13 protein-coding genes are annotated in these 13,470 nt (G+C 43.7%); 2 read left to right on the top strand and 11 right to left on the bottom strand.

All coding sequences use genetic code 11. The features are described 5' to 3' along the window. Window positions 1-20: 20 nt before the first annotated feature. The 11 genes from manA to ACTJKA_RS01475 form a co-directional block, all read right to left on the bottom strand. Window positions 21-971 (bottom strand): mannose-6-phosphate isomerase, class I, encoded by a 951-nt coding sequence (manA, locus tag ACTJKA_RS01525; RefSeq protein WP_007499909.1) that lies wholly within the window; start codon window positions 969-971, stop codon window positions 21-23. Between the two features lie 147 nt (window positions 972-1,118). Further along, window positions 1,119-1,940 (bottom strand): carbohydrate ABC transporter permease, encoded by an 822-nt coding sequence (locus tag ACTJKA_RS01520; protein WP_048002915.1) that lies wholly within the window; start codon window positions 1,938-1,940, stop codon window positions 1,119-1,121. Continuing rightward, the gene (locus tag ACTJKA_RS01515) at window positions 1,937-2,908 is read right to left on the bottom strand and encodes a carbohydrate ABC transporter permease (protein ID WP_024719268.1); all 972 of its coding nucleotides are present in this window, start codon (window positions 2,906-2,908) and stop codon (window positions 1,937-1,939) included. The genes ACTJKA_RS01520 and ACTJKA_RS01515 overlap by 4 nt, the downstream gene beginning before the upstream one ends. A gap of 57 nt (window positions 2,909-2,965) precedes the next feature. Then, window positions 2,966-4,234 (bottom strand): ABC transporter substrate-binding protein, encoded by a 1,269-nt coding sequence (locus ACTJKA_RS01510; protein ID WP_081114199.1) that lies wholly within the window; start codon window positions 4,232-4,234, stop codon window positions 2,966-2,968. Between the two features lie 99 nt (window positions 4,235-4,333). After that, window positions 4,334-5,755, bottom strand: coding sequence for a response regulator transcription factor (locus ACTJKA_RS01505; protein WP_440607587.1), 1,422 nt, complete (start codon window positions 5,753-5,755; stop codon window positions 4,334-4,336). After that, window positions 5,749-7,191: a sensor histidine kinase gene (locus tag ACTJKA_RS01500; protein ID WP_081114201.1), complete on the bottom strand. Its 1,443-nt coding sequence runs from the start codon at window positions 7,189-7,191 to the stop codon at window positions 5,749-5,751. The genes ACTJKA_RS01505 and ACTJKA_RS01500 overlap by 7 nt, the downstream gene beginning before the upstream one ends. Beyond that, window positions 7,188-8,189 (bottom strand): sugar-binding protein, encoded by a 1,002-nt coding sequence (locus ACTJKA_RS01495; RefSeq protein WP_375830792.1) that lies wholly within the window; start codon window positions 8,187-8,189, stop codon window positions 7,188-7,190. The genes ACTJKA_RS01500 and ACTJKA_RS01495 overlap by 4 nt, the downstream gene beginning before the upstream one ends. 70 nt (window positions 8,190-8,259) lie before the next feature. Continuing rightward, window positions 8,260-8,715, bottom strand: coding sequence for a GNAT family N-acetyltransferase (locus ACTJKA_RS01490; RefSeq protein WP_375830790.1), 456 nt, complete (start codon window positions 8,713-8,715; stop codon window positions 8,260-8,262). Window positions 8,716-8,824: 109 nt separating this feature from the next. After that, window positions 8,825-9,433, bottom strand: a complete 609-nt coding sequence (locus ACTJKA_RS01485; RefSeq protein ID WP_058213532.1) for a bifunctional 4-hydroxy-2-oxoglutarate aldolase/2-dehydro-3-deoxy-phosphogluconate aldolase — start codon at window positions 9,431-9,433, stop codon at window positions 8,825-8,827. Beyond that, complete coding sequence (locus tag ACTJKA_RS01480; RefSeq protein ID WP_039963659.1) at window positions 9,405-10,421, bottom strand: sugar kinase; 1,017 nt, start codon at window positions 10,419-10,421, stop codon at window positions 9,405-9,407. The genes ACTJKA_RS01485 and ACTJKA_RS01480 overlap by 29 nt, the downstream gene beginning before the upstream one ends. Window positions 10,422-10,507: 86 nt before the next feature. Next, entirely contained in the window at window positions 10,508-11,518 is a 1,011-nt protein-coding gene (locus ACTJKA_RS01475; protein ID WP_216099177.1) for a LacI family DNA-binding transcriptional regulator, read from the bottom strand. A gap of 257 nt (window positions 11,519-11,775) precedes the next feature. On the opposite strand from ACTJKA_RS01475, the gene kduI reads away from it, so the two are divergent. Both kduI and kduD read left to right on the top strand, forming a co-directional pair. Then, a complete protein-coding gene (kduI, locus tag ACTJKA_RS01470) occupies window positions 11,776-12,603 on the top strand; it encodes a 5-dehydro-4-deoxy-D-glucuronate isomerase (protein ID WP_052320917.1) in 828 nt (275 codons plus the stop codon). Window positions 12,604-12,607: 4 nt separating this feature from the next. Continuing rightward, window positions 12,608-13,381, top strand: a complete 774-nt coding sequence (gene kduD, locus ACTJKA_RS01465) for a 2-dehydro-3-deoxy-D-gluconate 5-dehydrogenase KduD (RefSeq protein ID WP_052320916.1) — start codon at window positions 12,608-12,610, stop codon at window positions 13,379-13,381. Window positions 13,382-13,470: the final 89 nt, after the last annotated feature.

Below are 13,470 nucleotides of genomic sequence, written 5' to 3'. Positions count from 1 at the left end.
GCTTGAAAGTCTTTTTCTATTTATATATGTGACACAATCAGTTCACAAGATCCTTCAATGGTAAAGTTCCCAGTTTCAGCCGGCAGGATAAAATGGGCTCCTTTTGGCAGCGGATATGTATGTCCATTATGCTCTAAGGACCCTTCCCCATTAATAACGCTGCACAGCAAAAACGGATAATCTTGCGATAGCTCTACTTTTTGATCAATTTCCCATTTATACACAGAGAAATATTCTGCTTCTACAAATGTTCTAATGGTCACCCCTGGACGAGTTTCTACTGATTCATCTGCATAACCGTCTACATGAGGAACCGTTGTGACATCAATGGCCTGCGTGAAGTGAAGTTCACGTTCATGACCATTTTGGTCTTTTCGTTCATAATCATACACCCGATAGGTCGTATCTGAACTTTGCTGCGTTTCGAGAACCAGTGTGCCTTCACATAGTGCATGAATGGTACCGCTTGGCACATAATAAAAATCGCCCGGCTTAATTTTCACTCGCCGCAAAAGGCCTTCCCAATCTCCGCTGTTCATCATGGTCACAAGCTCAGTTCTCGTCCGTGCATTATGACCGTAGATCATTTCTGCGCCTTCTTTGCAGTCAATGATATACCAGCACTCTGTTTTCCCAAGCTCGCCATTTTCATGTCTTTCCGCATAATCATCATCTGGATGAACTTGAACGGATAAATCTTGGTTTGCATCTAAAATTTTTGTTAAGAGCGGGAAGCGATCGCCTTCTATTCCCCCAAACAATTCTCTGTGATTGTCCCATAGTTCGATCAGCGTTTTCCCTTTATATGGACCGTCTTGCACGACACTTGGTCCGTTTGGATGAGCAGAAATTGCCCAGCATTCTCCCGTTTGATCAGAAGGAATATCATAGCCAAATTGATCCCTTAAGGCTGTACCTCCCCATATTCTCTCCTTCAATTCAGGCAGTAAAAAAATTGGTGACTGCTTCATTCAGGATGACTCCTCCCTTTGCTACCCTTTGATAATCCTTGCCTAGCATGATGAAAACTAGCAAGTCTCAACTTTTATTATGACGCTATCTAAAGAGAAGTCAATCCTTTCAGTACACCGAATGAAAACGATAACAAGAAAATCAATTTACCCTTTGACTGAGCCTGCAAGAAGCCCTTTCACGAAGTATTTCCCGAGTAGAATATAGACCAAAAGTGTCGGCAGCGCAGCCAAGATGGCACCTGCCATTTGAACATTCCATTGCACAATTTGACTGCCTGATAAATTTTGCAGTGCAACCATGACCGGCTGATTCTCTGCCGTGGTCATAGTAACCGCAAATAGAAACTCATTCCACACATTTGTGAATTGCCAAATGGCAACCACGACAAACCCTGTGATGGAAAGCGGCAGAATCATATGTCTGAAGATCCCGATAAATCCGGCACCATCCATCTTCGCTGATTCAATCATTTCATCAGGAATGCTCACATAAAAATTGCGGAACATGAGTGTTGTGATTGGCAGGCCATATACGACATGAACAAGCACAAGTCCCGGAATGGAGTTATACAAGCCGATTTCACGTAAAAATTGAATAAGTGGAATGAGGATACTTTGGTATGGAATAAACATACCGAACAACATGAAGGTAAACACCAATTCTGATCCTTTAAAGCGCCATTTAGACAGCACATAGCCATTCATCGCACCTAATACAGCTGACAATAAGGTAGCAGGAATGACTAGATAAAGAGAATTCATTAAATTGGGTGATAACTTTTCAAAAGCGATTTTGTAGCTTGAGAAATCAAGTGTAGATGGAAGCGACCACATTCGCTCAAGGGTGACTTCACCTAATGGCTTTAAGCTTGTGACAAGCATGACATAAACAGGCATGAGAAAAAACAAACTGCACAGTATTAATAAAGCATAAAGAACTGGACGGACAAACCCTCTTGCGATCATGATGAAGCCCCCTTCCGACTAGACAGGAGATACGGCACGATAAAGACTGCAACAGAAATCAGCATAACGATCGCAATGGCGGCACCACCTGCATAATGGTTTCCTCTAAAGGTCATTTCAAACATATAAACACCTGGCACATCGGTGACAAAGTTTGCACCTGGTCCTGTCATCGAGTAAATCAAATCGAAGATCTTTAAAGAGATATGTGCCATGATAATGACGACACTCGCTGTGATTGGTTTTAACAGCGGGAAAATGATTTTCCAGTAGATTTGCCACTCGGTTGCGCCATCCATTCTAGCAGCCTCTCTCACTTCCTCTGGAATTCCTCTAAGACCAGCCAAATACATCGCAAGTGAAAATCCTGTCATCTGCCATACAGCAGCGATGACAACTGCAATCATTGCTGCCGGTACACCAAACTCAATTTTCCCCCAGACAAATCCAGCTAAAATGTTCGTATCCGTGTACCACTTGGGCTGGATGCCGAGTGTTTTTAAAAACAGATTCACCCCAGTTGATGGATTTAGGATCCATTGCCACACAACACCTGTGACAACAAAGGAAAGGGCCATCGGAAAGAAAAAGAGATTCCGAAAAAGTGATTCCCCCTTTATCTTCTGATCTAGTAAAATGGCCAGCACAAGCCCAGAAGCAATGACTGCTCCAATAAAGAATAATGTAAAAAAGACCGTGTTTCGAAGATCTGACTGAAAGCGAAAATCTTGAAACAGCATGACATAATTTTTCATACCTGCGAAAGAAAAATCAGGAACAAGCGAGGTCCAGTTCGATAATGAAACATATCCTGTCCAGCCAATAAATCCGTAAACAAAAATGAATAATAAAACAGCTGACGGTGCTAAAAATAGCAGGGCAAGCAGCTGGTCTCCATTCCATTTTTTCCGAACACGTTTCACTTTTGCTGCTGGTGTTTTTGTGATCGGCGATGTGTCCATGCGCATGAAGCTACACTCCTTTTTTAAAAAAGAGGCGGTGCCTAACGGCCGCCTCTTTCATCTTTATTTCATTGAATCTTTTAAAGAAGAAACGAACTGGCTGCTGTCTTTTTGTGTCACGAAAATATTGACGGCTTGGTTCGCCTTCGTGACAAAACCTTCTTCAGCAGCTGAGCCATGCGCAAGAGACGGTGCCAGCTTTGACTCTTTAAACGCCTTCATTGCCGATTTTCCGTATTCATCATATTTTGATACATCTGCATCCACACGAGCCGGTATGGACCCTTTCAGCGGATTAAACGCATCCTGTCCTTCCACAGATCCTAAGACAGATAAGAATTTTTTCACGTTTTCTGGTTGTTTGACACCCTTCGGCAGTCCGAATGTATCCGTGATGACCATAAAGCTGCCCTCCGTACCAGGAGTTGCCACGTATCCAAAGTCTTTATTCACCTTCAAATCTAGATCATTCACAAAATATCCTTTTGCCCAATCTCCCATGACATTCATTGCAGCTTCCCCTTTTGCCACGAGCTGTGAGGCATCCTGCCAGTTACGCGAGCTATGATCGTCGTTGACGTATTCGAGCATACGTCCAAAGATGTCTGCCGCTTCCTTCACTTTTGCATCATCCATTTTTAAGTCGCCCGCCCAAAGTTTTTGATAGTCATCTGCACCTAGTACACCTAGAAGAACGCTCTCAAACAAATGAGTCGCCGCCCAAGGTTCTTTATCCCCAAGCGCAAGTGGAGTAATCCCTTTTTTCTTTAAGGCATCGGCTGTTTTGAAAAATTCATCAAACGTCGTTGGTGGCTGTAAGCCCTGATCTTCGAATACTTTTTTGTTATACCAAAGCACATTGCCTCTGTGAATATTCACTGGAACGGAATAGATTTTCCCGTCTTTGCTCACAAGGTCAATCAGTGATTCTGGAAATTTATCCTTCCAGCCTTCTTTTTCATATAGATCATCCAGTGGCTCCATTTTGCCTGCGGCTACCCAGCTCTCATTCAGCTCTGCTCCCCCGTGTACTTGGAAAGTAGCTGGCGGATCATCTCCTTGCATCCGGCTTGTTAGAACAGCCTTTGCATTCGTACCAGCGCCACCAGCGACAGCTGCATTTTCAATTGGAATGTCTTTATTTTTCTCTTCAAACAATTGAATGAGTGCCTTCAGCCCGTCTTCCTCACCTGCACCAGTCCACCAAGAGAAAATTTCTAGTTTCTCCGCTCCGCCCTCTTTTTTTGCATCTGAGTTCGTCGATGAACTGCAAGCAGAGACGACCAGCATACAGAGTGCCAATAAAGTAAAGCCTAATTTAAACTTCATCATGGATCCCCCATCCCTATTCTGTAAGCGTTATCAAAATAAGTATACTGGCAGATCCTTGCCTTTTTTCAGGCAAACTTCTTCACTTTTTTATGAAATTCTTCATTTTTTTACGACCTGTTTTCGATATTCCTTCGGTGAACAGCCAACCATTTTTTTAAACACACGACTGACGTAATTCGGATCAGTATATCCTGCTTGATAGGTGATTTCTTTTAAACTAAGCGAACTCTCTTTCAGTAGCTTCTTCATTTTATCCATCCTACAGGTCGTCACATATTCTTTAAACGTCAGACCTGTCTCATCCTTAAAGCGTTTGGTGAAATACGTCGGGCTTAAATCAACATAGGCGGCCGTTTGCTCCAGCGTGATATGTTCGCAAAAATGTGTTTGAATGTATCGTTTCGCCCGTTCTATATCATTCACCGTCTGGGTTCTTGCTTCATACAGATCAAATAAATGTTCACAGCATTGGCGGCATCCTGTTTCTGTGGTGATAGCTAGAATTGGTACATCTGCACGAAGTCGTGATTTGAGTAAAATGAGCAGCTCTTTCACATGAGAAATGGTTGCCCCTTCTAATTGGAAGGCATCATAGTAAGCAAGAGCATCATCTCTTCTCCCTTCTTCTAGTGCCAGCATCATGTCATCGGCAAGCTCAGGCAAGTTGATCAATACGTAAGGTTGTCTATCTGTATAGTAAAAGCCATAACGAACCGCACCGTCATCTTTTTTTCGCTGATAATAGGAAAGCTTCGCTTCTGCCGCACTTTTCTGAAGTTGAAGTGGATTTGAGACAGGATGACCCATGCCAACAATGACAGGGGAATGCCGTTCGCTTGTCATAGCAGCGCGAATGGCTTGCAGTACATTCGCCTTTAGATGACCAGGTGATTGACGGCTGTAAATCAAGCATGTAAACAGCTCACCGCTCACTTTGATAGGCACTGCTTGAAAAAGAGCAGACTCCTGCAAATGATTCAGGAGTTGATCCCCGCCTGTCCGCTGAACAGCGATCACTAGACCTGCTTGAAAATCCTGAAACAGCCGCTCAAACGCTGTTGAAGTATAAGATTGACCGTTCAACACATGGGCTTCCAGCCATTTTGACTGCTGATTGACTTTCTCCGCCTGCCGCAGGGAGACCTCCTGCTGAATTTCTGCCGCAACAGAACGAATCGCTGTAATGGTTTCGTCTTTATCAGCTGGTTTGACAAGGTATTGTTTGACCCCTTCCTGCATGGCTTGCTTGGCATAATCAAATGTATCGTAGGCAGTCAGCATAATAAATTTAGTATAAGGGCAGCTTGCTTTGATCTGTTTGATCGCTGTGAGCCCATCCATGCCTGGCATCTGAATATCCATGAGCACAAGGTCAATTGGCTTAGACCGCGCCAATTCCACCGCCTTTTTTCCATTCGCAGCTTCCCCTGCAATATGACAGTCTGGCAGCCATTCGGTCATGAACTTACGCATCGCCATTCGTTCAATTTTTTCATCATCCACAATCAGCACGTTCAGCATGCTCGTTCCTCCTTGATTGGTATTGTCAATTGAATCGTGGTCCCTTCGTTTGGCTTTGAATCAATTTGAAGGGCATCCTGCACTCCGTAAAACAAACGCAGCCTCGACATCACATTTCGAAGACCAATTCCTGTCGAGTGACCTTTACTACGTGTGTCTGAAAGATCTTCTTCCTCTTGCGATAGCAATCTCTTTTTCTCTTGATCACTGATGCCAAGTCCATTATCCCGAATCCGAATCATGACAAAGCGATCATCTCGATCAATAGAGAGCTCTACAAGCCCCCCCTCCTCTTTTGGTTCTACCCCATGAATAAAGGCATTTTCGACAAGCGGCTGCAATGTAAGGCTCGGAATGTGAACAGATAGACACGACGCATCTATGGTCGTTTTGCATGTAATACGATCGGAAAATCTTGTTTCTTGTATATGAAAATATTCTTTTACCACTTTCACTTCTTGTTCTAACGTAACAGATGCGCTGAGAGGAGATAGCGAATACCGCATCAGCGTAGAAACGGATTGTATCAATCTCGATGTCGCATCAGCTGATTCTAAGTACGCCATACGTGAAACGATGTTTAATGTATTAAATAAAAAATGTGGATTCATTTGGTTTTGTAGTGTTTTCAGCTTCATGTCTTTAATTTTCTGATCTAAAGCAGCCTTTTGTTTCATCTCTTCAATCATGACCTTCATCTCTCGCCGCATTCGCTCAAAGGCATGATTTAACACAGAGATTTCGTCCTTTGATGACACATGCAAATTCGGACCATCAAAATTCCCTTCTGATACTTCTTTGGCACTTCGAGACAGATGAACGATCGGTCTTGAGATTCCACCCGCAATGATATAGGCCATCCATAAAGCGATGCCTATCGATAATGTAAACAGACATAGAGTAAAAAGCGCATACGTTTGATGTCTTTTTTGAAGGGATTGGTAGAGTACTTGATACTCAGATAATTCATCATCCAAAAGAGTCATTGTCTGCTCTTGTATATAAGAGGACACGGTTCTTACTTCCTTCACACTTGCAGCATATTCTTTGATTTTCCCTTCTTTGACATGATTCATTGTGGCATCACTTTCGTTTATGAGCGTCCGCATCATATATTGATATTTTTCAATGGAGGGGATGGCGGCATGAAGCCCTGCATTTTTGAGCAATGCTTGGTCATATGATGTCATTTTCTGTTTTGATTTTGCATACCCCTTGGCAAACGCCTGATCCTTTTCGATGGCAAAGGCGTTGACCTTTTCATACATCGTTTTTGCCTCTGTCGAAATATCATTCAGCAGGAGAAAGGAACGAAAGCTCTTGCTATATTCTGATGTGATTTTTGAACTGCTCCAATACACAAAAAAAGCGGCCACATTACCAAGGAGCACAAGAATTAAAAATGCCAATAATAATTTACTTCGTATTTTTCTCATGGCTGAACCCCCTGTGGTCTTTCTGTTTGATGAAGGGGCAGGTCTCCTCGCCGAATCACACTCGTCCCTGTGTACTGAAGCGGTTCTTGTTTATCCCCTTGTTGCAAACGAACAAGAGATTCAACCGCTTGATAGCCCATTTCATAAGGGTGCTGTACAACCACTGCATCAATTTTCCCATCATCCAGCGCTTGAATCGTATCAGGCAGAGTATCAAATGCGAGCACATAAACATCTTTAGATGAATGATATTGCTCTGTTGCTTGAATAATGCCGACACCGTCTAATGCACTTGTTCCATAAAATGCGGTGAGCTGCGTATGATCATTTAACAATTTATACGCAGCACCGGAAGCACCTGATTTCGTAATCGCCGACTCTTCTATTCCAGCAATATGAATGCGTTTCTCACCAGAAACGGCATCTCGAAACCCCTTCACGCGAAGCTTCTGGTGAATCGCATCAAGCCGTCCCGTCACAATGCCCACATACTGTTCGCCTTTTGTATCGGCGATGAGTGCCTGTCCGGCGATAAAGCCAGAATAATAGTTATCTGTTCCGACATACACTTGACGTTTGCTCCCCTCTGCATCGGTATCGACTGTGACAACATCTATACCTTTCTCTCTTGCTTTTTGAAAGAGCGGTTTGTATCTCTTTGCATCAAGCCCTTGCGTCATAATGCCATCCACATGACCAGCAATCGCCATATCAATGGTTTTCAGGTGATCATCCAAATCAGCCTGCTTTGGACCTAGGTATTCAAGATACACCCGATGAACTTCCGCCGCATCAGCAGCTCCCTTTTGCACCAATTGCCAATATTCATTATCAAGCTCCTCCGGTACAAGAACAAAGTGATATTGGTAAGTTGATACTGTCTCATCGGAAGCGCTTTCAATTTTAACTAAATCTTGACCTAATACAGATAAAAAAAGAACAGATACGACACAAAATGTGAGAAATGCGCCTATTCCGAACAACTTCGACCTTTTCATTCACATCCGCCTCCTTCCATTGTTGCCGCATAAAAAAAGAGCTGCTTATAAAAGCATACTCTCTCGACCTCTATAATTCCTTTGTCATAAATAAACTGTTCGGATCTTCTTGGTATGAACCAAAAGGCGGACAATATCGAAATCCAAAGCTTTCATATAATCTTCTTGCTGGTTCAAAGAAAGCAATCGCACCTGTTTCAAGGCTGACTCTTTTATACCCCCGCCGCTTCGCCTCTTGGAGAAGGTGGGTCAACAGATGCTTCGCCACGCCTTTTCGCATATGGGCTGCTGCCGTCCTCATCGATTTGAGTTCACCATGTTCACTTGATAGCTCCTTGATGGCTCCGCAGCCAAGAAGCGCCTCTCCATCCCTTGCACTCCATACTGTGACGTCTTGTTTTTTCAGATCGTCTAACGGAAGGGCATGAATGCTTTCTGGCGGTGAATGTTTTTTCATCTCTTCTAAATGAGCTTGAATCAATTGTTCAATTTGACCATCTTTTAGTTCATCTTGTTGAATGTACATATCGACCTCTCCTTTATGCTCATTTTACGTGAAAAGAAGTGCCTTCCCATCTTTTATGTCAGATAAACGAACAAACAACCGGCAGTCATCCGCCGGTTGTTTATGTGAACTACATGATGGTGGAAGAAAGAACAGCCTGTAATTCTTCTGCTGTACTGCTTTCAAGCTGGCTGCCGACACCTACTGCCACGGCTCCTGCTTCAAGCCACTTTGGCACATCGACTGGATGAATGCCTCCTGTTGGGATGAACTCAATCTCTGGAAACGGGCCTTGCAAATTTTTCATATAAGACAAACCGAAAGAGCCGCTCGGAAAAAGCTTTAACACGCTGTATCCATTTGCTTTTGCCTGCATAATTTCACTCGGGGTCAAAACACCTGGAACGTAAAGTGTATCGTGAAAAGATAGGTGCTCTCCGATGACAGGAAGATATCCCGGGCTGACGATAAATTGAGAGCCGGCTTCAATGGCTGATTGTGCCTGCTCAAGCGTTGTAATCGTTCCGGCTCCGACAATCAAGTCGTGGTCATGCTGGTAAGATGCAATGATCCGCTCTGCATTGGGCGTGGTATATGTCACTTCGATGGCCCGCACCCCTTTTTTCTTTAAACGACCAATCATCTCTATCCCCTCTGCTTCACTACCTGCTCTGACCACCGCAATGAGTTTACAAGCTGCGAGCTTCTCTTTAACGCTCATACTTGCTGACTTTCCCATACCTCTCATCTCCCTTCATATCGTGTCGCCTTTGATATCGTTTGGCTTCTTTTATAAATGCCTGAAGCTCTTCCCGAGTCGGCAGTCCCTCGTGATCTCCTGGGGACATGACTGCAAGTGCTCCAATGGCATTGCCTCTTGTCACCGATTTTTCATATGATAATCCGTCCAGCAGACCGCTCATCACTCCCACTGCAAATCCATCACCAGCTCCGACTGTATCCACGACATGAGATACATGAAAACCATCCACTACACCTTGGCCCGATGCACTTTTGAAATAGGCTCCTTCCGCTCCCAGTTTAATGACCACAAGCTTGACACCTTTTTGTAAATAAACATCCGCAATCGCTTCCGGCTCATGACATCCTGTGAGTCTTTGACCTTCTGCAAGCCCTGGGAAAAACCAATCTACTTGAGCAGCCATCTGATTCACCGTATGAATCATGTCTTCTTCCTCTTCCCATAGTTGAAGTCTAAGGTTCGGGTCAAAGGAAATGGTTTTTCCTGCTTCTTTCATTTCTTTAAGGGCATGAAAAGAAAACGCTCTCATTTCACTAGACACAGCAGGCGGGATTCCGGTCATATGAAGATGTCCTGCCTGCTGAAAATAAGTGGACGGGAAATCGCTTGCGTTCAATGTGCTCGCAGCAGAGCCTTTTCGGTAGTACGTCACATCAGGGTCCCCATCGATGACTTTTGATTTAAGCAATATCCCTGTTTTGGCCCCATCATTTGAACGGAGCACTGCCTCAGTATCGACCCCTTCTTTTTGAAGCTCTTCTAAAATAAATGTACCAAGTGAGTCCGCCCCGACCTTGCTCATCCAGCCTACGCTAAAGCCTAATCTTGCCAAGCCGACCGCAACATTACTCTCTGCACCAGCAAGTGCTTTTTGAAACGTATGCACTTGGTGAAGCTCGCCAATTTCTTTTGCATAAAACATCGCCATTGATTCCCCAAATGTGATCACATCCAATGCTTTCACTCATTTCTCCCCTTTCTTGGTACCGGTTTCAAAATAGTTGAAAAAGAGAGAGCATGCACGTATGTATACTCTTCTCTGCCTGACGTTTATAAAGATTTTCTCACAATGATTTCTCCATCAAGTTGAATGGTCTGGGGTGCACTCTTATCCCCTTCAAGACGCGTCTTGATTTTTTGCATCGCCGCTCTCCCCATCTCATGAGATGGCTGCGCCACCGTAGTGATGCCTGGCCCGATCAGCTTATACCATTCTGTATCATCAAATCCGGCAATGCCTATCTCCTCAGGTATCTTCACCCCAAGATCGACGAGTTCACTGATGAGCTTCAGCATGAGTAATCCATTGCCTGCTAAAATCGCTTTTTTCTGATGGTTTGATTGTAAAAAACGACAAATCTCATCTCGCATTTGTTCCTTTTGCTTCAAATTGATTTCTGCAATCATAGGTTTCTTATGTTGACTCATGGCCGTCTGTTCATAGGCTTCTTTTCGTTCTTCACGAGGACTAATCCCATCGACAGGCTCAGTAAAGAAAGCGATATGTTCGTAGCCTTTTTCAACCATTTGATGAAGTAGACGAGCCGTGATGTCACGGTTATTCGTTGTGACGGTATCGACCTTGAGTTCAGGTAACTTACGGTCAACAAGAACAATCGGTACACCGTTTTGCTTAAAGTCTTGCAAAATGTCATTGTTTTGACCGGTCGTATTGATGATCAGCCCTTCAATATAATGCGCATGCAGCTTCAGTAGCATTTCTCGTTCTTTTTCTGGACGATTATCTGTGTTGCATACCATGATGCTGTATCCATATTCATCACAAATCTCTTCCACACCACGAAGTGTCGCAACAGAGAACGGGTTCGTAATATCAGCCACAATAAAACCAATGACCTTGCTCTTTCTTACTTTCAATCCTTGGGCAAGCTGACTCGGACGATAATGGAGCTCCTCAATGGCTTTTTTTATCTTTTTTACCTTTTCAGGAGAAATCTCATTTGTTCTGCCATTGATGTATCTGGATACCGTTGATTTTGAGACACCTGCATATGCTGCAACTTCGTTAATGGTGACTTTCGTTTGCTTTTTCTCTTTCATACAAAAAACTCCCAAGATCGATCTTCTCATTTGTTTCGAAACCGATTTCAAATAAACTTAAAAAAAGCATACCACAAGTTGAGCTGTATCAGAAGATTTTTTTCATGAACATGAAGAAAAAAAGCTTTTATACAAATAAAGAAAGCGATTACAAATTAACGGTTGACGCCGCTCTCTTTTTCCTCTAGAATTTTCCTTGAAACCGATACCAAATAAAATAATCATATGTTTCAGATGGAAAGGGAGGCTTATCTCAAATGGAAAATCGTTATGCTGTACATCCTGAGCAGGTCAAGCGTTTTACAACAGAGGAACTTCGTCGTCATTTTCATATTCCGACACTTTTTGTCAGTGGTGAATTGAAGCTGTATTATTCGCATGAGGACCGTGTGGTGATTGGCGGTGTTATGCCGACATCAGAACCGATCAAGCTAGATGCCGGCGACTTTTTACGTACAGAATATTTTCTTGAAAGACGGGAAATTGGCATTGTAAATGTCGGCGGCCAAGGTACGGTTACAGTCGATGGTGAGTCATTTATGCTGGAGCATAAAGATTTCTTATATATTGGACTTGGACACGAACATGTACAGTTTGCTAGTTCATCAGGTGAGCAGGCCAAATTTTATCTTGTGTCAGCCACCGCTCATAGAGCGTATCCGACACAAAAGGCTGCGATCGCTGAATTAACACCGAATCATTTAGGGGAAGCATCCGCCTCGAACGTACGGAATCTGTATCAGGTCATTCATGCAGACGGCATCCAAAGCTGCCAGCTTATGATGGGCATCACTCAGCTTGAAACCAATAACACATGGAACACGATGCCTGCTCATATACATGACCGGCGGATGGAAGTGTACTTATATCTTGATATAGAGGAAGACGCACGTGTCTTTCATTTTATGGGGGAGCCATCTGAAACGAGACATCTCGTTGTGGCAAATGAAGAAGCCGTCATCTCACCTGCCTGGTCCATTCATTCAGGCTCAGGTACAGCAAATTATTCATTTATTTGGGCAATGGCGGGAGAAAACTATACGTTTAAAGATATGGACTTTGTCCCGATGGACCAGCTGAGGTAATGAGATGACGTCGACATCATATGTAGCGTCCCTCTTTTCCCTCGAAGGCAAAACAGCTCTTGTCACAGGTCCTGGAACTGGAATTGGGCAAGGGATTGCCGTAGCGCTTGCCCGTTCAGGTGCAGATATCATCGGCACCTACCACCATACGCCGCTTGATGAAACAAAAGAACTTGTCGAACAGACCGGCAGATCATTTCATGCGATTCAAGTAGACTTTTCAGATCCTAAGTCCGCAAAGCGGGATGTTGATGCCCTTTTAAAGCAGCATTCAATTGATATTTTGATTAATAATGCTGGGACCATTAAAAGAGAAGAGGCCGCTCAATATTCAGAGGAAAACTGGCATACTGTGATGGATGTGAATATCAACAGTCTCTTTTTCCTCACGCAAAAGGTCGGACAGCAGATGCTGAAAAAAGGGCAAGGGAAAATTGTCAATATCGCTTCCCTTCTATCATTTCAAGGCGGTGTCTTTGTTCCCGCTTATACAGCAAGTAAGCATGCTGTCGCAGGTTTGACGAAAGCTTTTGCAAATGAATGGGCAAGTCAGCATATTCAGGTCAATGCGATCGCACCTGGTTATATTGCAACCAATAACACGCAAGCCATTCGTGACGATGCGAACCGGAATGAAGAGATTCTGAAACGAATCCCCGCTGGACGCTGGGGACGGCCTGAAGATCTAGCAGGTGCTGCCGTCTTTCTCAGCTCCCCTGCCTCTGATTATATGAACGGTCATATTTTAGCCGTAGATGGCGGCTGGCTGGCGAGATAAACATGTGAAGAGAATTCCTATTTTAAGGGATTCTCTTTTTTCTATTTGCATAATTCTTCTCCTTCCGAGTCACTCTATAAAAAAAGACA

Origin of the sequence: Bacillus sp. 22190, from assembly GCF_052045575.1 — a bacterium.
GTDB classification, from domain to species: Bacteria; Bacillota; Bacilli; order Bacillales; family Bacillaceae; genus Bacillus; species Bacillus altitudinis.
This window is presented reverse-complemented; position numbering and strand designations above follow the sequence as displayed.